Source organism: Amphibacillus sediminis NBRC 103570 (assembly GCF_001552275.1).
GTDB classification, from domain to species: domain Bacteria; phylum Bacillota; class Bacilli; order Bacillales; family Amphibacillaceae; genus Amphibacillus_B; species Amphibacillus_B sediminis.
The window spans coordinates 229,558-250,224 of sequence record NZ_BCQW01000001.1 but is presented as its reverse complement, the minus strand read 5'-3'; the positions used below and the strand labels follow the sequence as shown (position 1 = coordinate 250,224).

The following is a 20,667-nucleotide window of genomic DNA, read 5'->3' as shown; positions in this document are numbered from 1 at the left end:
GTGGGATGACTGCATAATTGTATACCATTTAGTAGGGGATAAACCCCAGTTGAAAAAAGTTAAAGCCTCAGGCGGATGCCACAGATTTTCTGAAGAGAGAATTTTTCGGGCGAAGCTCGATAAAATCTGGGCACAAATACGCCAAGGCGCATTTGATTAAAAATGTGGGTTTAATAGGAGTGGACAAATGGATAAACCAATCATTTATTTAATTTCAGACTCATTGGGTGAAACTGCTGAAAAAGTGATAAAGGCTGCTTTACTACAATTCGTCAATGGACAAGAATACGAAATTGTTCGATCTCCATATGTAGAGGACAAAGCAAAAATTAAGCAAGTTTTAATTAAAGCTGCTGAAGATCGTGGCATAGTTGGCTATACTTTAGTTAGCCCTGATTTGCGTCAATATGTTAAGCGTAAGGCAGCTGAAATGGATCTTGAGGCCATTGATATTATTGGTCCTATGCTTGAAGCGATGGAGCGTTTATTTCAGAAGAAGCCAAGAATGGAAGCAGGTTTAGGACACCAACTAGATGAAGCCTACTTTAAAAGGGTTGAAGCAATAGAGTTTGCCGTTAAATATGATGATGGTCGTGACCCACGTGGGATTGAGCAAGCTGATATTGTCTTAGTGGGGGTATCTCGTACATCTAAGACACCACTTTCACAATATTTAGCATTAAAAAGCCTTAAGGTCGCTAATGTTCCAGTCGTCCCAGAAGTTGATCCTCCAGAAGAACTTTTTCGAGTGGATCCTAGTAAATGCTTTGGATTGAAAATTAGTCCTGAGAAATTAAATGGCATTCGAAAAGAAAGGTTACGGGCATTAGGTTTAAAGGAAGATGCTAATTATGCCGCCCCAAAGAGGATTCATGAAGAACTTGAATACTTCGAACAAATTGTTGAGCGACTCCGCTGTCCGGTAATAGACGTCTCAAATAAAGCTGTTGAGGAAACAGCCAATATTATCCTGCTGCTTCGAATGTCATCACAACCTGAATGATAAATAGAATAATCATTTTTCCTCAATCGGGCAAGCTTAGGCTTGTCCGTTGCATTTGCCTGACATCGTAACGAGGGCTCAAACCGATCAGACTAGAGTAAAAAGGCAGCTGTGAATTTAAGCTATCACCTAAGAAAAATGTCTCAATTGTTAGTCAGATTTGGGGAAGAAAAACTAGTACAGAATTAGGTAATATTTTCAAAATATCAGCTTCGTGTTCATCCATGTATTAATGATTAATGTCTGTTATTAAGAAGAAATGGTAAAGATAGAGATTAGAAAAAACGATTATTCACTTGGAGAGCGTCGACGTGGTTATTAGATAACCGTGCCGACGTTCTCTAGCTAATTATTAAGTTTTCCTATTTTAAAACACTTAAAGGTTCGATTGCTATTGAACCAGCTCCTATTTTTTTAACTACATTGAGCAGAAGTCTCCCACTTCTATATGTGGAGAGATGAATGCCTATTAATATCCTATTTAGTAGGTGAAAAACTCCGGGTGAACAAGTTAAAGTCTCCGGCGGATGCCGCAGATTTTTAAACGGAATTTTCGAGTGAAGCTCGATAAAATCTGAGCGCAAATACGCCAAAGCGTATTTGATTTAAAATAATAGCTTTTTTTTATTAATTATATTATAATATTAATTTGTGGTAAAAATATATACTATGTTCCATGTTAAGCCAATTGACATGATTTCTTAAGGTGGCTCGGTTTGCTTACTTGTTTCTAGATCGATAAACGGCACTTAATTGAAGTTTTTTTGATTTAGCAGGAATTTGTTGATCATTTGTAGAACAGGTAAGCTAGCATAAAACACAAAGGACTTAGGACTTTTAGGCGTTTTCCGAGGGGGAAATCCAAGAAAAAAATATTTTCTGGATTTTTTGTCGAAACTTGCAGGAATTTTTGATTTTATTCTAGAATCTAATTAAATGGTGATGCTAATGGCCGCTCAAATTCCTGAGCACTTAATAGATGAGATTCGACAAGCGAATGATATTGTCGATATTGTTGGTGAGTACGTCTCTTTAAAAAAGCAAGGTCGAAATTACTTTGGGCTTTGTCCTTTCCATGGTGAAAAAACACCATCTTTTTCAGTTACCCAAGATAAGCAAATTTTTCATTGTTTTGGTTGTGGTAAGGGGGGCAATGTCTTTACCTTTTTAATGGAGATTGAAGGTTTCACCTTTCAGCAAGCTGTTGAACACTTGGCAGAGAAAAGTGGACAAACGTTGCCAGACCAATATGCAGGGCAAATTGAACAAGCGAACCACTCTCATGATCAAGTTGGCTTAAAAGCTTATGAATGGCTGACTAAATTCTATCACCATGTTTTATCACATGCTAAAGAAGGGGAACAGGCACAACATTATTTAAAAGAACGTGGATTAACTGATGAGATAATAGAACAATTTCAAATTGGTTTTTCTCCACCAGCCAGTGAACTTGTTCCACAATTTTTAGCGAAAAAAGATTTCAACCTTCAGCTCCTTGTTGCATCAGGCGTACTGACAAGAAATGATCAAAATGATGCATATGACCGTTTTAAGGGACGGGTTGTTTTTCCAATTCGGAATCATCTTGGAAAGACAGTAGGGTTTGGTGGTCGATCAATTACGGATATCGAACCAAAATATTTAAATAGTCCTGAATCAAGCCTCTTTCACAAAGGGAAGTTGCTTTACAATTTTGATTTAGCACGTAGTGAAATGAAAAAAGCGGGACAAGCGATTCTTTTTGAAGGATATATGGATGTCATTTCCGCTTTTCAAGCAGGGATTAAAAATGGTGTAGCATCACTAGGTACAGCTGTAACCGAACATCAGGCCGCATTGTTAAAGCGTTATGTCGATACAGTAGTGATATGCTATGACGGCGATAATGCTGGAGTCGAGGCAGCTTTTAAAGCAGCTAAATTGTTCTTAAAGGTAGGCGGTCAGGTAAGGGTCGCTTCACTTCCAGATCAGCTTGATCCAGATGCGTATATTAAGCAATATGGAGGAGATAGGTTTAAACATGAGGTTATAGAGGCAAGCTCTACGTATATGAGTTTTATAATGACATATTATAGAAAGGGCTATAATCTTCAACTTGAAGCAGACAAGATCGCTTATATTAATACCATAATTGCAGAAATTGCTGAATTGGATAGTGTGTTAGATCGTGATCATTATGCAAGACAGTTGGCTAAATCACATCAGCTATCCCATGAAACCATTATAGCTGAAGTGAATGAAAAAAGGAAAAAACAAGGTAAGAATAGGGATAAGCTTAGTTCATCAAGCCATACTAATGAGCGCAAGCTAATCCAGAATAAAAAAAAGTTATTACCAGCTTATCATACAGCTGAGCGTAAATTACTTGCCTATATGTTCTATGACACAGCGATAGCTGATCAAATAAAACATGATCTAGGTGCATCCTTTAATATTGACATGCACAAAATTATTGTAACCCATTTGTATGCTTTTTATGAAGAGGGACATGAAGCGAATATTAGTCATTTTATTGAACGATTAGATGATCAAGCGATAAAAAACCATGTCATTGAGATTGCAATGGAACCCATTTCGCCTGATATTACGTCGAATGAAATTAAGGACTATATTCACATTATCAAAGCAGAGCAAGAAGATAAAGTTTTGATACGGAATTTAGAAGCCGAGCAGAAAGCGGCTGAACTAAATAAGGATTTTGTTAAAGCTGCTCAAATCGGTATGGAAATAATGGAGATTCAGAAAAGATTAAAACAAAGCAAAAGTAGTCGATAAGGTAAGAGAAAGTCGGAAGGAGGGGGACTCTTTATGGCAAATAATAAGCCAACTCATTCAAAAGAGAATGATCAAGAGTTATCATTGGAACAGGCTAAAGAACAGATTGTAGAACTAGGTAAAAAGCGTGGAGTCATTGCTTATGAGGATGTTGCAGAGAGACTAGCCATTTTTGAGCTAGAGTCTGATCAAATTGACGAATTTTATGAATTTTTAGGTGAGCAAGGGATAGAGGTAGTTAGTGATTCGGATGAAGATCCAGATGAACAACAAATTTCTAAGGTAGAAGAATTTGATTTAAATGATTTAAGTGTTCCACTTGGAATCAAAATTAATGACCCGGTACGAATGTACTTAAAAGAGATCGGTCGTGTTGATTTATTATCTGCTGAGGAAGAAATTAGCTTAGCTGAACGGATTGAACAGGGTGATGAAGAAGCAAAAAAACGACTAGCTGAAGCGAACCTGAGATTGGTGGTAAGTATTGCTAAGCGATATGTAGGTCGTGGTATGCTTTTTCTTGATTTAATTCAGGAAGGGAACATGGGACTAATTAAAGCCGTAGAAAAGTTTGATTATCGTAAAGGCTTTAAATTCAGTACGTATGCCACTTGGTGGATTCGTCAGGCCATAACTAGAGCTATTGCTGATCAAGCTCGTACGATTCGAATACCTGTTCATATGGTTGAAACGATCAACAAGTTAATTCGTGTTCAAAGACAGTTACTACAAGATTTTGGACGTGAGCCAACTCCTGAAGAAATTGGACAGGAAATGGATTTAACTCCTGATAAGGTTAGAGAAATTTTAAAAATTGCTCAGGAGCCTGTTTCACTGGAGACGCCAATAGGCGAGGAAGACGATTCACACTTAGGTGACTTCATTGAAGATCAGGAAGCGACTTCACCATCTGATCATGCCGCTTATGAATTATTAAAAGAACAGCTAGAAGATGTTTTAGATACATTAACAGATCGTGAAGAGAACGTTCTACGGCTGAGATTTGGACTTGATGATGGCAGAACACGAACCTTGGAAGAGGTCGGTAAAGTGTTTGGCGTGACACGTGAAAGAATTCGTCAAATTGAAGCAAAAGCTTTACGAAAGCTTCGCCATCCAAGCCGCAGTAAACGATTAAAAGATTTCCTTGAATAATGAAATAGGATTCTTAGCATAAAATTGGCTCAGTCAATCCAGTTTTCAGTTGAGCAACAATTGAAGCTGATTGACTCTTTTTTTTTACAGTGACGGTTTCCAAAACTTAAGAACTTCTCATTGAGCTTAGCATTAAAATTTAGCCATTGCTCGCGAGGTGATGTCAAATGGACGAACAAAGAAGAGCAGTCATTATTAATGAAATACGCTATTGGAAAGAAAATCACCTTTTACCTGACCATTATTGTGATTTTCTATTTGCACTATATACCGAGGGGGAGCAACTCGAAACGACAGATCCGTTACCAAATGAAAAGTCAGAGACTGCTGACATTCGGGACTTAATTAATCCAATGGTTTTACTCATATTATTTATTAATCTAATTGTAGCACCGCTTGCGATATCAGTTATTTACCTGCTTCAAACGAATTGGATCATATCAGTGATTATTTTATTGCTTGCTCTTATTATGAGTATTTATTTATATCGCTATCAACTTGTACGGGTACAAGTCGCTAAACCATATATTATTTTAATTTTATTACTTAATATTTTTGCTATTACGGTTTACATGGTTAACCGGTGGGTTAATCATTATTATACGCTCGCATTTATCGTATTTCTACAATTGTTTATTTGGCTTTATCTTGGTATTAAGCAAAAGAATTATTGGCTAATAGGACTAAGTATCATCGGTTTTGGTGCCAGTGTTGCTACAATCTTATGGTAATGTGATGGAGTAGGGAGTTTTACGAAATGAATGAAAATGTATTGTCAAGCAGATTACAAGCTATAGCAAGTTATTTACCGAAAGGGGCATACTTTGCTGATATTGGCAGTGATCATGCTTATTTGCCTGTTGTTGTTTGTCGGCTAGATCCTTCTGCTCGTGCTATTGCAGGAGAGCTAAATGATGGCCCCTATCAATCAGCTCTTGCCCATGTTCGTGCTTTCAATTTATCAGATCAAATTGAAGTTATCAAAGGAGACGGCCTAACAGTATTGGGTGATCGATCGATCAAACAAATTGTAATTGCTGGCATGGGTGGTGGGCTAATTCGTACCATTCTGGATCAAGGAAAGGAAAAACTAGCCGGGATTAAACGGTTAATTTTGCAACCAAATGTTGAAGCTAGACTTGTCCGTGATTGGCTAGTCAAGCATAATTTTTGCTTGATCGATGAAACCATCCTCAAGGAAGATGGTCATATCTATGAGATTTTAGTTGCTGAGCCAAAAACAGCCAATAAACAAGTCGAATATACGGAGCAGGAATTATTATTTGGACCGATATTATCCAAACAGAAAAATACGGCTTTTTATCATAAGTGGAAATCTGAACAAAAGAAGCGATTACGTATTCTAGCTGAGATGCAATATGCTAAACAGATTGATCGAGAGAAGATCAATCAATTTGAAAAAGAACTCGCGTGGATAAACGAGGTGTTAAAAGATGAGTAAATCATGTACGGTAGGGAAAATAATCAATATACTTGAACAATGGGCACCTAAAAAGCTTGCTTATGATTGGGATAATGTCGGATTACAAATTGGCGATCTATCAGCAGAGGTTAATTGTATTTTGACAACACTTGATGTCAATGAAGCGGTTGTTGATGAGGCAATTGAGGTAGGAGCACAGCTTATTATAGCTCATCATCCCTTATTATTTAAACCTTTAAAACAAATTAATTTCGCTGAGCCAATCGGTCGGGTAATACGTAAACTGATCTGTTCAAATATTGCTGTCTATGCTGCTCATACTAATTTAGATATTGCCTCTGGTGGTGTCAATGACTGGCTAGCCACCTGTCTTAAGCTAGAAGAAGTAAAGGTTATGTTGCCTGAATATGAAGAGAAACTATATAAATTGCATGTCTATGTTCCTAATAGCCATGTTGATGAGGTTGATCTAGCCTTAACTCATTTAGGCGTTGGTCAGTTAGGTGATTATTCAGAATGCTCATTTCGAATTCAAGGGACAGGCACATTTAAGCCTGAGCAAGGTTCGGACCCTTTTATTGGACAAAAAGGGGAAAAAGAGTATGTTGAAGAAACTAAGCTTGAGTATATTCTCCCAGAACCGTTAATAAAACCAGTTATCACCAAGCTTATTAACGTTCATCCATACGAAGAACCTGCCTATGATCTAATCGAATTAGCTAATCAAGGTCGTGTACAAGGTTTAGGACGAATTGGGAAGCTCAAACATCCGATTAGGCTCGGACAATTTGCAGAACAGATTAAGAACACATTTCAGCTTCAAGGCTTACGAATAACGGGTGATCCAGAGCAAATTGTAGCTAAAGTAGCTGTACTTGGAGGCAGTGGTGAAAAATACTTCAGACAAGCAAAAAGGTTAGGGGCAGATGTTTATGTCACGGGTGATCTGACCTTTCACCAAGCACAGGACGCTGAAGCATTGGGTTTGGCTTTGATTGATCCAGGTCATTATATTGAAAAAGTGATGATAACGGGACTACAAAATGACTTAAAAGTTAAGCTAGCTGATCAAACTCTTGATATTGAAATCGTCACTACCGAGGTAAATACTGATCCATTTATATATATGTAGCATCAGTAAAAGAGTATAGAGAAAGGATTGATATCAATCCTTTCTTATACTCCAACTATTTAGATTTAACCTTTGGTAGTATTTTTTCCTGTTTTACTTTTGTCTGTGTATCCCAAGTTGAGGGATCTTCAGGGTCATATTGCTCAACAAACTTAATGACCTCTTTGGTAATCAGGGTAGGTGTTGAGGCGCCGGCTGTAATCGCTACCTTATTTACTCCAGATAGCCAATCTAGTTGCAGTTCTGATAAATCAGCAATTCGATAAGCTTTGGTCCCCGCAATTTCTTTTGATACTTGAGCGAGTCGATTAGAATTATTGCTGCGCGGATCACCAACAACTAAAGTAAGATCAGCTTCCTTTGCCTGTTCAGCTACAGCCTCCTGCCTTACCTGTGTAGCCATACAGATCTCTTGAACCATTTCCGTCTGAGGAAACTTGGCTTTAACGGCTTGCATGACATCATACACATCCCACTGACTCATCGTTGTTTGGTTCGTGACCAATATCTTATCATGTTTAATCATTAAAGCTTCTACATCCGCCTCAGTTTGGACAAGATAAATATGATCAGGAGCAATGCCAACGGCTCCTTCTGGCTCGGGATGTCCTTTCTTTCCGATATAGATGATTTTATAGCCTTGCTGTACGCGATTATAAATTAAATCATGGGTTCGTGTCACATCTGGACACGTTGCGTCTAAAACGGTTAACCCTTTTGCTTTGGCCTTTTCCTTTACAGCAGGAGAAACACCATGTGCGGTAAAAATAACTGTGCCATGGTTAATGTCATCCAAAAGGTCGGCACGATTTTTACCATCTAATGTAATGACGCCCTCTGCCTTAAAGGCTTCGGTAACGTGTTGGTTATGCACAATCATACCGAGGATATAAATGGGCCTAGGCAGGTTCTTATCTTTCACCGCATTTTGAGCAATAACCATGGCATCTACAACTCCATAGCAATACCCACGCGGTGCTATTTTAATAACTTCCATGACTATTTCCCCCTAGTCAGTATTCTAACAATTGTGATCATTAGCATTGCATAAAATTTGTGATAAAATGTTATCTGTGTTACATTTCGACTTGTAAAAATCGAACGGCACAGCTAAGCTCTGCGTAACATTTACCAATTCTCTTTCTGAAAAATAGCCCCATGTCGGTTTTTCGCCTGACTTAACAAATGGCTTTTATGTATGCTAATCATTAGTTACATTATAAAGAAAAAGATATGAAAAAACAAAAATAAATTATAGCAGGTCTAGTACGATACGCTTAACCACGTGTAATAAGTCTAATAAAGTCAAATTTAGAGCCAACAAAGCACGGTACTCTAGATACTAACTAACACTGGGAAGTGACATTTATCACCGTTTTAATAGATTAATCCGAAACAGAGAAACTATCTTATATAGGTCAATGAAGACACCAAAGTGAGTCGCGTGCTATTTATCCATGATCGGGTCTCAGTCAAAGCATTAACTCGTTTAGCGTTAAAGATGTGCATTTTGAACCAAACTCCACTATAATAGAAAAGATAACAGATTCAAATGAGGAGCTTTATAATGAAACAACAACACTATTTTAACGAATATAATTTATCTCCCTGGATACACGAGATTATTGACCAACTCCAATTTAAACATCCAACACCGATCCAGCAACGGGTTATTCCAGCTATATTAAGAGGTGAGAGTGTCATTGGACAATCTCATACAGGATCCGGCAAAACACATGCCTTCTTGTTGCCACTTTTCAGCAGTTTAGCTCTGGAAAAGCAAGAGGTACAATTTGTCATTACCTCACCTACTAGAGAGCTAGCTAGACAAATTTTTGATGAGGTTAAGAAAGTGATAAGCTTTGCTGGAAAAGAAGATGAGATTAAGGCAAAGCTTTTTATTGGCGGTACAGATAAAAAACGGACAATAGAGAAGCTTAGGGAACAACCGCAAATTATTGTAGCAACACCTGGGCGGTTATTGGACTTAATTAAGGAGGGGGCCATTGATCTCTTTTCCGCTCGCTCCTTTGTCGTTGATGAGGCTGATTTAATGCTTGATCTCGGTTTAATTGAGGAAATTGACCAAATGTTAGTACGAGCTAATCCAGACATTCAAGTATTAGTTTTTTCTGCAACTATCCCGGAGCGGCTTCAGCCTTTTTTAAAAAAGTATTTACATCAACCATCCTTTTTTCATATTAAGGATCAATTTGCTCCTGAAACAATTGAGCATCGTTTAATACCATTACGACATCGCGAACCTGCCGAAGTTATTCATCATATCACAAAGTTGATCAATCCTTACTTAGCGATTATATTTACGAATGGTAAGGCAGAGGCTGACCAATTATTTGAAAGTTTACAGGCACAGCAAATTGACGTTGGCCTTATCCATGGTGGACTAGCTGCTCGAGAGCGTAAACGGGTTCTGAAAGATATTCAAGCACTTAAATTTCAATATCTTGTCGCAACAGACCTTGCTGCACGAGGGATTGATATTAAGGGTGTAAGCCATGTGATTAATGCACAGCTACCTAAAGAAGAAGAGTTTTACATCCACCGTGTTGGTCGAACAGCACGAGCAGGGATGGAAGGGACAGCTATCAGTTTATATACCGATCAAGATTATCAGCTCCTTAATAAGCTTGAGGAGAGAGGGATAGCTTTCACAACGTATGATATCCATCAAGGTGAATGGAAGGAATTAAAGTCTTGGAATGAGCGTGCCAAACGGAAAAAACAAGGACATGATCTTGACCAAGAGGCATGGAGACGTGTAAGAAAGCCAGCCAAAATCAAACCTGGCTATAAAAAGAAAATGAAACGACAGCAAGAGAGAATAAAACGTCAGTTAAAACGAAAACAGTAGTGCGTGCTGCTGAGATGTCATGTGAAGAGATTAGACATGGAGTTGTTTTACTAGGGAAATATGACGCTCCAAGCGCATGATCGACAAGCTTAGACTTGGCCCAGCAGATCAGAAGTATTAAACACACCATAGATGATCCAAATGTTATGTTATGCTAATCAAGTGAAATTAGACAAATTAAAACGGGGTGGAGAAACATGAAAATAGGATCGCATGTATCAATGAGTGGGAAAAAAATGCTGTTGGCATCTAGTGAGGAAGCCGTAAGCTACGGCGCTTCTGCTATGATGATTTATACTGGAGCACCTCAAAATACTAGGAGAAAAGCCATTGCAGAATTAAATATTGAGGCAGGACTTGAGCACATGAAAGAGAATGGAGTCAATGATATTATTGTTCATGCGCCTTATATTATTAATCTAGGTAATACGACTAAAGCAGAAACCTTTGAGCTTGCCGTTACCTTTATGCAAAGCGAAATTGAACGGACAGCGTCTATTGGTGCTAAACAAATCGTCCTTCATCCCGGTGCTCACGTAGGTGCTGGAGTTGAAAAGGGAATAGCACGTATTGTTGAAGGGTTAGATGAGGTCTTGACCAAAAACCATGATGTCCAAATTGCTTTAGAGACAATGGCTGGAAAAGGTTCAGAGCTAGGCAAAACATTTGAAGAACTAGCAATGATAATGGACGGTGTTCATGCTAATGAACGACTCTCTGTTTGCTTTGATACTTGCCACGTACATGATGCTGGCTATGATATTGTCAATGATTTTGACAAGGTTTTGGATCAGTTTGATAAGATTGTAGGAATTGATCGATTAAAGGTTGTTCATGTTAATGACAGTAAAAATGAAAAAGGTGCAGGTAAGGATAGACATGAGAATATTGGATTTGGATATATTGGATTTGATGCATTAAACTATATTGTTCATCATCCACAGTTAAGTGATTTACCAAAAATTTTAGAAACACCTTATGTTGGTGCAGACAAAAATAGTAAAAAACCACCATATAAATATGAAATTGAAATGCTAAAGACGAAGAAGTTTGAGCCAGAGCTAAAAGCGTTGATTATGAATCAATCGTAATCGTTTAGCACCCCGTGATTTTAGAGCTTAGTCTGAAATTGCGGGGTGCTTTGTTTTGGCTAAACAAGCACACGATTAGGACTGGATTTAATTTTACATTAAATAGAAGACGCTCAACTAAAACCTTATTTAAACCATTCTGCAACGCCATACTGTTGGATAAATTGATCAAGGATAGCTTTGGCTTTATCCGCTGTTACCTGATCGGTAATCGATGCAAGCTGTTGAAATTTAATGGCGAGGTCCTCTTTGTTAAAAGGGTCATAATTTTGTTGTCTTAGAATATTAACAATTTGCTGAGCCTGATGATCAGTAAGCGGGACGTTATATTCATTAGCATAACTTTTAAGCTCCAAAGCGGTTATCTGTTGTAATTTATTTCGAACGAGCTGTTTTAAGACAAGATTCATCTTTTTCCTCCTTTTCGAATTTAATCGCTGCCAACTACCACTATAAGCTAATATATGTTTAATGGAGTAAAAGTTTACCATTATATTGTAAGTTGGGTGTGAAAAAGTTGCATTAATCTGCTTTTTAAGGTAGGATAACCATTTGTAATGTGAAGAAAGAGAGGTAAATTAAGAAATGAAACAAAATGGCATTATTTTGTTAATCGTACTATTTATTTCAGCCCTTACTTTATTATTATACAGAAATTATGATCAAGTACGATTGACAGAACTAGAACAAGAGAATCAAGCACTATCTGCTCGAAATAATCAGCTTGAGGCTGAACTCAGCTATCACAATCAATTTTTTACGGCCACGTTGACTGACGACTTTCAGCATTGGCATCAAATTGAACAAATAGCAGAGCAGATGGTTGAAGATAGCTATGGACAGTTTAAAAAAACATGGGCGCTTTACTTAGCTAATGAAGCTAAGAATTATCGCTTAGATCCTTTTCTTATTTATGAATTGCTAAAGGTTGAAACAGGGAAGACCTTTGATCCAGAGTTGATCGGGCCAGAGACTCGCTATGGGCGGGCATATGGGATGTCACAATTTATGCTTAATACTGCACCATGGATAGCGGAGATAGCCGGTTTACCATACAATGATGAGCTATTGTTTGATCCCTACTATTCAATTCAATTAGCCGTTGTGTATTTAGACTTTCTTTATCATAAATATGATAATTGGGATGAAGCTTTAACAGCTTACCATCGTGGAATGACCGGAATGGAGCAATATAAAGAAGAGAACGGTCATGCTAAAAGTGAATATGCACAACAAATTCAGTCACAAGCTAAAGAACACCATCATACCATTGTTATGACTTATTAATGATTTAACTTTATCGCAGTATAACTGGCTGGGGTACGATTACTCGCCCCATCGAAGGGCTTTTGTAAGCCTCCCCCTTCAAGAAAAAAGGGAACCCGTCATGTCTAAGGGGGAGATCCAACAGCCAGTAACGGCCCGATTGGTTCAACTAACGTTCAGTGGGGGAGAGAGTAAGCTGACTAAGTTCGCGACGTCGTGTCAAAACGTTTGCACGAGCACATCCTATGCGTCGAACCCCCACTGAACGAAGTTTCACTTTATTCAACAGAAATCTCCGCTGCTATAAGTGGTGAGATGGATGCCTATTGGCTACCACTCAGGGGAGAGGCAAACCCCAGCTGAATAAAGTTAAAGCCTCCTGCGGATGCCACAGATTTTTAGTGGGAATTTTTCGAGCAAAGCCTCGAAAAAACTGGGCGCAAATCGCTAAGGTGCATTTGATCTGCTTAGTGAGTTATAGTATGGGGTGTTCACATCACCTGCTTTGCTAAGGATGAAATAGGGAATTTAAGCCAAACACTCAATTAGACTAGTAATCAACAAATGCTACAGCTTTATGGTTAAAGCTGTAGCATTTGTTTTCATCTGTCTGCTTAATCATCTTTTACCAGCTAAGAGCCTTTATTACAATTCAGCACCTGCTTCTTGCTTTGCCAAATACTCAGCAGCTAGCTTATCAACCTCTTTTTTTAACTCATCAACCATGATTTCTTCAGGAACCTTGCGAATAATTTCACCGTGTCGAAATAATAAACCTTCACCTCTAGCTCCAGCAATTCCAATGTCAGCTTCACGTGCTTCTCCTGGACCATTAACTGCACAGCCTAATACGGCAACCTTTATTGGGGCTTTAATTTTAGAAATATACGTCTCGACTTCATTAGCAATTGAAATTAAGTCGATCTCAATTCGGCCACAGGTAGGACATGAAATAAGTGTAGCGGCATTAGCTGCTAAGCCAAATGATTTCAAAAGCTCTCGTGCGACTTTGACTTCTTCAACAGGATCAGCACTCAAAGAAATACGCATTGTATTTCCAATCCCTTTGCTCAAGATTGCCCCCATTCCAGCAGCACTTTTAATACTTCCTGCAAAGAGGGTGCCAGATTCAGTAATGCCAAGATGAAGCGGATATTCAATAATCTCTGCCGCTTTTTCATAAGCTTCAATGGCTAACTTAACATCCGAAGCTTTTAATGAAACAATGATATCATGGAAATCTAATTCTTCTAAGATTTTAATATGATGCAAGGCGCTTTCTACCATTCCATCGGCAGTTGGATAGCCGTATTTCTCTAGAATGTGTCGCTCAAGTGATCCTGCATTAACACCGATTCGAATAGGGATGCCTTTTGCTTTTGCCGCATTTACGACTGCTTCAACCTTATCTCTCTTACCAATATTACCAGGGTTAATTCTAATTTTATCGGCTCCACCTTCAATAGCTTTTAAAGCAAGCTTATAATTGAAGTGAATATCAACAACTAATGGTATATTAATTCGTGCTTTAATTGCTGGAATTGCTTCAGCAGCTCGATCATCAGGACAAGCTACTCGAACGATTTGACAGCCTGCTTCTTCTAATCGATTAATTTCTGCTACCGTTGCTTCGACATCATGTGTCTTCGTCGTTGTCATTGACTGGATGATTACTTGATCCTTCCCACCAATGACCAGATTTCCCACCTTAACTGGACGAGTATTCTTTCTGTGTATTAAAGCCATTGCTTAAACGCTCCTTTTGTTAACTAACATGAACTAAATAAATTTATACATTCTATATTTAATTATATAGGTTATCAGATTAAAAGAGAAGTCGAAACCTTTGACATTTTGATATTCGATTACATGGCAATTTTATCTGTGAAATTTTTGAATATAGTTAATGTGTATTCTAAACTGGTACGAAATGAGGTGGACATATCCAAAAGGCAACCCTTTGCTAAGACATGTTCTAGCAACTGAAATGATGATTTAAACAAATCATGGAGTCAGTTAACTTTTGCAGTAAAAAAACACCTGGTCCGTTTTTTAAAATACATTATCCATTCTCATGATACACAGGAAATAAATAGACGCGTCCAATCTTTAATTGATAAGGGTCTGCTTTAGGATTGAGTGAAAGGAAATCAGTCATTGCTTGCTCAATGTTATGAATTTGACTGTCATTTATTTGCTCAATAATGGAAAGCCATTGATCTCCCTGTTGGACTTGATAAGAAATAACTTGAAAGCTTTGGGAATTATGATCATAATATAAATAGGATGAATTTAATGAGGAATGAGGATCTTGACTAATAACATGGCTTAGATCCTTTAAACAGGCGTATATAAATAAGAGAAAAAGAATAGTAATGATACTTTTACTTCTACTAGACATTGACCTCATCCTTAAACTTGGATTTAATGCTAGTAAAATATATATAGATCGAAGGAGTGGATTATGATGGAATGGTTTAATTTTGAGTGGCTAAGTTTTTTTATTGTCGGCTTGGCTACTCTTTTTTTAATAGGTGAGCTGCTAGTAAATGCCAAAGGAATATTTGCAGGTTTAGGTCTTATTTTAATGACAGTTTATTTTCTCGCTTATCTTGATCCTTCGATGTTCTTAACGATGGCTGTATTATATATCGTAGGGATCCTATTTATATTTATTGATGGACAATTTATTAATGACGGATCACTTGCTGGTATTGGCGCAATTCTTATGATTATATCGGTTGGCGCTAGCTCCCCAAATTGGGTGGTTGGATTATATGCAGTCGTTGGCTTAATTGTTGGCGCAGTAATGTCGCTATTTTGGATAAAAGTATTACCACGACGTAATATGTGGAGTAAAATTACCTTGTTAGATCAGCTTACCGATGATAGTGGCTATAGTTCCATGAATAGAAATTATCGAAAACTTCTAGGTGAAACAGGAATAACCCTTACAGATATGCGTCCAGTCGGAAAAATTAAAATAAATGGTGAGGAATACAGTGCCATTTCAAACGGTCATTGGATCTCTCATGATGTAAAAGTTGTCGTTAAACAAGTTGATGGCACACGGATACTTGTAGAAATAGTCGATTGATAAATTTAAAGGAATTAGGTAAATAGAAGCAGATTGCTCCTTAAACAAAGCTTTCATCAAATGCGATTTGACGAAAGCTTTGTTCTGTTTTAAAGGCAACTGTTAAGATACGTCAGTTTGGGAAAGATAACTTAGAAGCGGTCCGTGCTGTTTCCTGCATTTCGTTTCGCTAAAAGTACTCTGTGTAAATTTAGTGTAAATTTTAGTCGAATTACCTTTACATTTTGTTTATATTTCATTAATAATAGACAGGGATTTATATGTTTATGAAATATAAAATGAAGGGATGAAAATCCGTGGAATTAGATATCCAAAACATAATTTTTGAATTTTTAGGTGGACTAGGGATATTTTTGCTTGGTATCAAATATATGGGGGAGGGGCTTCAGAAAGCTGCTGGAGACCGGTTAAAAGATATCTTAGACAAGTTTACCAGTAATCCGTTTATGGGAGTGCTTGCGGGTATAGTCGTTACAGTGTTACTACAAACAAGCTCCGGTACGACTGTGTTAGCAGTAGGGTTAGTTAACGCAGGGTTTATGACCTTACGCCAATCGATTGGAGTGATTATGGGGGCAAATGTTGGGACAACCATAACCGCCTTTATTATCGGAATCAAAATTGAGGAATACGCTTTACCAATTCTAGCTGTTGGTGCCCTTATGCTATTTTTCTTTAAGAATCAAAAAATAACCAATTATGGATTGATGATCTTCGGTTTTGGTGCACTTTTTTATGGATTGAAGTTGATGGGAAGTGGACTGTACCCATTACGTTACCTTGAAGCGTTTCATGAATTAACGGTCGATATGTCTTCTAATCCGATTTTGGGCGTAATTATAGGAGTTGTCTTTACTTTTATTGTTCAAAGCTCAAGTGCAACGATTGGTATTTTACAAAATTTATATGGACAAGGTGCAATGGATTTAGCTGCAACTTTGCCAGTTTTGTTTGGTAATAATATTGGAACAACAATAACGGCAATTATCGCATCAATTGGTGCGAGTATTGCTGCAAGACGGGCTGCTGTAACTCATGTTATTTTTAACCTGATTGGTGCTGTGATTATCTTATTGCTACTAGGGCCGTATCAGCTATTAATTTCAAATATTCAACAGGCACTAGGACTCAATGCCGAAATGACGATTGCTTTCGCTCACGGTATCTTTAATATTGCTAATCTAGTGTTGTTATTCCCTTTTATTGGACTCTTAGCTTTCCTTGTTACGAAGCTTATTCCTGGTGAGGATTCAGTTATTGAATTTAAAGCTACTCATTTAGATCCCATTTTTATTCAACAAACACCTACAGTTGCTTTGGAGCAAGCAAAAGAAGAAATTATTCGAATGGGAGAGTATGCCTATCGAGGCTTAGAAGAGTCGGCCCGCTTTTTAAACAATCATCAGGCTAAGCATGCTGATCATGCATTCCAAATTGAAAATGCATTGAACAAGCTTGATCGTGAGATTACAGAGTACTTAGTCCAACTTTCAGGTGCACAGTTATCAGATGTTGAAAGTGAAAAACATACAGCCTTAATCGACTCAGTTAGAGATATAGAGCGAATTGGTGATCACTTTGAGAATGTTGTAGAATTGATTCAGTTTAAAATATCGAATAAGATTGTCATAACAGATGAGGCTAAGGAAGATTTGAATGCAATGTTTGAATTAACAAATCGAACGGTTAAACAGGCTATTGAAGCATTAAATGACGATGACCGCATCAAAGGACTTGAGGTGGTTAAATTAGAAAATCAAATTGATCGTATGGAAAAGAACTTCCGTAAGAAACATATTATTCGATTAAATGAGGGAACATGTTCAGGTTCTTCTGGCATTGTTTATGTCGATATATTAAGTAATTTAGAACGAATCGGTGATCATGCACTAAATATTGCTGAGATGGTATTAGGAGAAAAAATTCCAGAGGTTGTCCATTAAATTTATAGAGAAAACCTTAAAGCTGAATGATTCAATTAACGAACATTTTTTTGTTCAAAACGATATGATTTGGCGCAGATAAGACTCAGCTTAGTTATACAACTTATTGTAAGTTTTCCAAGGAGAAGCGGAAGCGGATCATTGATGATTTGGTTCCCGTTTTTTCTGTTGGAAAAAAGCATGATATCGTTTTTTCTGACTTCGACAAGTTATGTTTATCGGAGTGTAACTGGCTGGGGCTGCGTTACTCGCGCCATCGAAGGGCTTTTGCAAGACTCCCCTTCAAGAAATATGGAACACGTCAATTTCTAAATGGGAGATCCAACAGCCAGTAACGGCCCGATGGGTTCAACTAACGTTCAGTGTGGGAGAGAGGAAGCTGACTAAGTTTGCGACGTCGTGTCGCAACGTCTGCACGAGCACATCCTATGCGTCAAAACCTCACTTAACGAAGTTTCACTTATGTGATGCGATTGAAATCAATAATATATTAGGATTTTTCCAGAAAACTATTGAATAGTAACTAGCCTCATGCTATATTATGTTTGTTGTGAAAGAATCTTGTTCAAAAAAACTATTGACGGCGGTTCATATCCATGTTATATTATATACCGTCGCTATCATAAGTACATACTAGCGATATCATATATTGATCCACAGTAGCTCAGTGGTAGAGCTATCGGCTGTTAACCGATCGGTCGTAGGTTCGAATCCTACCTGTGGAGCCAATTAAAAAAATGGCGGCGTAGCTCAGCTGGCGAGAGCGTACGGTTCATACCCGTGAGGTCGTGGGTTCGACTCCCTCCGCCGCTACCATTTTTCAAATTATATCTTATGGCGGTCGTGGTGAAGTGGTTAACACATCGGATTGTGGTTCCGACATGCGTGGGTTCGATCCCCACCGGTCGCCCCATAAGGACCCTTAGCTCAGTTGGTTAGAGCTATCGGCTCATAACCGATCGGTCGCAGGTTCGAGTCCTGCAGGGTCCACCATTTATTTACGGAGGAGTACCCAAGTCCGGCTGAAGGGATCGGTCTTGAAAACCGACAGGGGCTTCACGGCCCGCGGGGGTTCGAATCCCTCCTCCTCCGCCATACATATATATTGTACGTGTAGGAAAGAACAGTATATTAAATCAAGGCTCGGTAGCTCAGTCGGTAGAGCAACGGACTGAAAATCCGTGTGTCGGCGGTTCGATTCCGTCCCGAGCCACTTTTTAAAACAAGCCTAGGTTAGTGCTTGTTTTTTTATGCTTATATCAGGGAGACTGGATCTGTGTTCTAGTGACTGTAACCTGTTGGAAGCAAGAGATCATATCGTCTTTTACCAATCAGTAAAACTTAATACCTTCACTTAATAGGAAAAATCTTAATTATAGTAACGTAATAATTGACAAACAGAAAGGCTTTGGATCAAGTTTACTTTTTTTGTTTAGTCTGGTGGTGATTGAGGAATGATAATAGCATAAATGTTATATATGCTATGCTAATTAGGAGGATAAATGATGCTTGACCCAGCCTTATTAAAAGATATTGAAGATCAATTGATAACCAGGAAAAAGGAAATTATCGAAAGACGTCAGCAAATGTTTCAATCACAAGCAGAGACTGAACAATCAACGGAGTTGTCAAATTATGATAACCATCCGGCAGATCAAGGATCAGAGTTATTTGAACGGGAAAAAGATATTGCCTTAGCCAGACATGAACAAGAAGAGCTGAATCATATTAACCAAGCTTTAGCAGCAATCGCTAAAAATGAGTACGGCCAGTGTGACGTCTGTGGGAAAACGATAGATCCAGAACGATTACGAGCATTACCGACTACAAATGTATGCGTTGAGCACGCTAAGAGGAATGATCGTGAGACGACGATCGATTATTCGTATAGTTCATTAGAAAACGATGATGTGGATAGCTGGCGAATTTTGGAGCGCTATGGCACATCAGAGACCCCTTCTGACTTTATCGGTGATCATGATGATTATAACGAGATGTTGGAGGGTAATACCACATTGGAAAGTGAAGATCATATGGATCGCTACGGAAAAAAAAATAATCAGGATTAATTATTTACATGTTTAAGCCTAGTTAATTTGGTGAATATAAAAAATAGTTAAGCAAAAAATTTGCTAGTTGAGGAGTATTTTGCTAAAGTAAAACTTATAATGAAAGTGAACATTTTGTGAACTTTCGAATAGGAATTTAAAAGGAGGCTATTTATTATGGGAAAATTTGAGTTGCCAGAATTACCTTATGCTTATGATGCATTGGAGCCTTACATTGATAAGGAAACCATGAACATTCACCATACGAAGCACCACAATACGTATGTCACTAAATTAAATGCTGCATTGGAAGGGCACGCAGACCTTGCAAATCTTTCATTGGAGGAGCTATTAGCTGATCTAACTAAGCTGCCTGCAGATATTCAAACTGCTGTTCGAAATAATGGTGGTGGTCACGCTAACCATAGCCTATTCTGGACACTTTTATCACCGAATGGTGGAGGAGAGCCTACTGGAGCATTGGCTGATGCAATTAAAGCTAAATTTGGTAGCTTTGATGCATTTAAAGAGGAATTCGCTACAGCTGCAGCGAATCGTTTCGGTTCTGGTTGGGCATGGCTAATTGTTGACAATGGAGAATTGGCTATTACAAGCACCCCTAATCAAGATACGCCGATCATGGAAGGACAAACACCAATATTAGGTTTAGATGTATGGGAGCATGCTTACTACTTAAAGTATCAAAATAAACGTCCTGACTATATTTCAGCTTTCTGGAATGTCGTGGATTGGAATAAGGTTTCTGAGCTTTACACAGCCGCCAAATAGTACATTTATTTATAAAATCCAAGTCAGATTGACTTGGATTTTTTGTTGGTAT

General features: G+C 38.1%; 17 protein-coding genes and 6 tRNA genes. 19 read left to right on the top strand and 4 right to left on the bottom strand.

The features are described from left to right. Positions 1–187: 187 nt before the first annotated feature. The 6 genes from ASE01S_RS01250 (at position 188) to ASE01S_RS01225 (ending at position 7,509) form a co-directional block, all read left to right on the top strand. The gene (locus ASE01S_RS01250; protein ID WP_067837007.1) at positions 188–1,003 is read left to right on the top strand and encodes a pyruvate, water dikinase regulatory protein; all 816 of its coding nucleotides are present in this window, start codon (positions 188–190) and stop codon (positions 1,001–1,003) included. Positions 1,004–1,951: 948 nt separating this feature from the next. After that, positions 1,952–3,778, top strand: a complete 1,827-nt coding sequence (gene dnaG / locus ASE01S_RS01245) for a DNA primase (RefSeq protein WP_067837004.1) — start codon at positions 1,952–1,954, stop codon at positions 3,776–3,778. A 33-nt stretch (positions 3,779–3,811) separates the two neighbouring features. Continuing rightward, a complete protein-coding gene (rpoD, locus tag ASE01S_RS01240) occupies positions 3,812–4,933 on the top strand; it encodes an RNA polymerase sigma factor RpoD (protein ID WP_067837000.1) in 1,122 nt (373 codons plus the stop codon). Positions 4,934–5,100: 167 nt separating this feature from the next. Continuing rightward, positions 5,101–5,664, top strand: coding sequence for a hypothetical protein (locus ASE01S_RS01235; RefSeq protein ID WP_067836996.1), 564 nt, complete (start codon positions 5,101–5,103; stop codon positions 5,662–5,664). Positions 5,665–5,690: 26 nt separating this feature from the next. Beyond that, positions 5,691–6,395: a tRNA (adenine(22)-N(1))-methyltransferase gene (locus ASE01S_RS01230; RefSeq protein ID WP_067836991.1), complete on the top strand. Its 705-nt coding sequence runs from the start codon at positions 5,691–5,693 to the stop codon at positions 6,393–6,395. Beyond that, on the top strand, positions 6,388–7,509 hold the full coding sequence (locus ASE01S_RS01225) for a Nif3-like dinuclear metal center hexameric protein (protein ID WP_067836988.1): 1,122 nt from the start codon (positions 6,388–6,390) through the stop codon (positions 7,507–7,509). Before ASE01S_RS01230 ends, ASE01S_RS01225 begins: the two co-directional genes overlap by 8 nt. Before the next feature lie 55 nt (positions 7,510–7,564). Here the strand turns inward: ASE01S_RS01225 and ASE01S_RS01220 are convergent, their stop codons facing one another. Continuing rightward, positions 7,565–8,506 (bottom strand): 4-hydroxy-3-methylbut-2-enyl diphosphate reductase, encoded by a 942-nt coding sequence (locus ASE01S_RS01220; protein ID WP_067836984.1) that lies wholly within the window; start codon positions 8,504–8,506, stop codon positions 7,565–7,567. Positions 8,507–9,076: 570 nt separating this feature from the next. Between ASE01S_RS01220 and ASE01S_RS01215 the strand changes: the two genes are divergently transcribed. Next, positions 9,077–10,381 carry a DEAD/DEAH box helicase gene (locus tag ASE01S_RS01215; RefSeq protein WP_067836981.1) on the top strand — a complete coding sequence of 435 codons (1,305 nt, stop codon included), beginning with the start codon at positions 9,077–9,079 and terminating at the stop codon, positions 10,379–10,381. Positions 10,382–10,578: 197 nt separating this feature from the next. Then, positions 10,579–11,472 carry a deoxyribonuclease IV gene (locus tag ASE01S_RS01210; protein WP_067836977.1) on the top strand — a complete coding sequence of 298 codons (894 nt, stop codon included), beginning with the start codon at positions 10,579–10,581 and terminating at the stop codon, positions 11,470–11,472. A gap of 125 nt (positions 11,473–11,597) precedes the next feature. Here the strand turns inward: ASE01S_RS01210 and ASE01S_RS01205 are convergent, their stop codons facing one another. After that, complete coding sequence (locus ASE01S_RS01205; RefSeq protein WP_067836973.1) at positions 11,598–11,882, bottom strand: DUF2624 family protein; 285 nt, start codon at positions 11,880–11,882, stop codon at positions 11,598–11,600. A gap of 175 nt (positions 11,883–12,057) precedes the next feature. On the opposite strand from ASE01S_RS01205, the gene ASE01S_RS01200 reads away from it, so the two are divergent. Further along, the gene (locus tag ASE01S_RS01200) at positions 12,058–12,759 is read left to right on the top strand and encodes a transglycosylase SLT domain-containing protein (RefSeq protein WP_067836969.1); all 702 of its coding nucleotides are present in this window, start codon (positions 12,058–12,060) and stop codon (positions 12,757–12,759) included. 624 nt (positions 12,760–13,383) lie between these two features. Here ASE01S_RS01200 and ispG read toward each other — a convergent pair. Together ispG and yqfZ are read right to left on the bottom strand one after the other, a co-directional pair. Then, on the bottom strand, positions 13,384–14,484 hold the full coding sequence (gene ispG / locus ASE01S_RS01195) for a flavodoxin-dependent (E)-4-hydroxy-3-methylbut-2-enyl-diphosphate synthase (RefSeq protein WP_067836964.1): 1,101 nt from the start codon (positions 14,482–14,484) through the stop codon (positions 13,384–13,386). Positions 14,485–14,800: 316 nt separating this feature from the next. Beyond that, positions 14,801–15,139 (bottom strand): protein YqfZ, encoded by a 339-nt coding sequence (gene yqfZ, locus ASE01S_RS01190; RefSeq protein WP_067836960.1) that lies wholly within the window; start codon positions 15,137–15,139, stop codon positions 14,801–14,803. 66 nt (positions 15,140–15,205) lie between these two features. Between yqfZ and ASE01S_RS01185 the strand changes: the two genes are divergently transcribed. The 10 genes from ASE01S_RS01185 to ASE01S_RS01140 all read left to right on the top strand — a co-directional run bounded on the left by ASE01S_RS01185 (position 15,206) and on the right by ASE01S_RS01140 (position 20,615). Next, positions 15,206–15,835, top strand: coding sequence for an NfeD family protein (locus ASE01S_RS01185; RefSeq protein ID WP_067836957.1), 630 nt, complete (start codon positions 15,206–15,208; stop codon positions 15,833–15,835). A 296-nt stretch (positions 15,836–16,131) separates the two neighbouring features. Next, the gene (locus tag ASE01S_RS01180; RefSeq protein WP_067836954.1) at positions 16,132–17,778 is read left to right on the top strand and encodes a Na/Pi cotransporter family protein; all 1,647 of its coding nucleotides are present in this window, start codon (positions 16,132–16,134) and stop codon (positions 17,776–17,778) included. 653 nt (positions 17,779–18,431) lie between these two features. Further along, positions 18,432–18,506 (top strand) — tRNA-Asn (locus ASE01S_RS01175). Between the two features lie 11 nt (positions 18,507–18,517). After that, positions 18,518–18,594, top strand: a tRNA-Met gene (locus ASE01S_RS01170). 21 nt (positions 18,595–18,615) lie between these two features. Next, a tRNA-His gene (locus ASE01S_RS01165) sits at positions 18,616–18,691 on the top strand. Positions 18,692–18,694: 3 nt separating this feature from the next. Beyond that, positions 18,695–18,771: transfer RNA gene (locus ASE01S_RS01160), tRNA-Ile, on the top strand. A 9-nt stretch (positions 18,772–18,780) separates the two neighbouring features. After that, positions 18,781–18,873, top strand: a tRNA-Ser gene (locus tag ASE01S_RS01155). Between the two features lie 45 nt (positions 18,874–18,918). Further along, positions 18,919–18,991: transfer RNA gene (locus tag ASE01S_RS01150), tRNA-Phe, on the top strand. A 292-nt stretch (positions 18,992–19,283) separates the two neighbouring features. Further along, a complete protein-coding gene (locus tag ASE01S_RS01145) occupies positions 19,284–19,847 on the top strand; it encodes a TraR/DksA C4-type zinc finger protein (RefSeq protein ID WP_067836951.1) in 564 nt (187 codons plus the stop codon). A 156-nt stretch (positions 19,848–20,003) separates the two neighbouring features. Then, positions 20,004–20,615, top strand: coding sequence for a superoxide dismutase (locus tag ASE01S_RS01140; protein WP_067836947.1), 612 nt, complete (start codon positions 20,004–20,006; stop codon positions 20,613–20,615). Positions 20,616–20,667 lie beyond the last annotated feature (52 nt).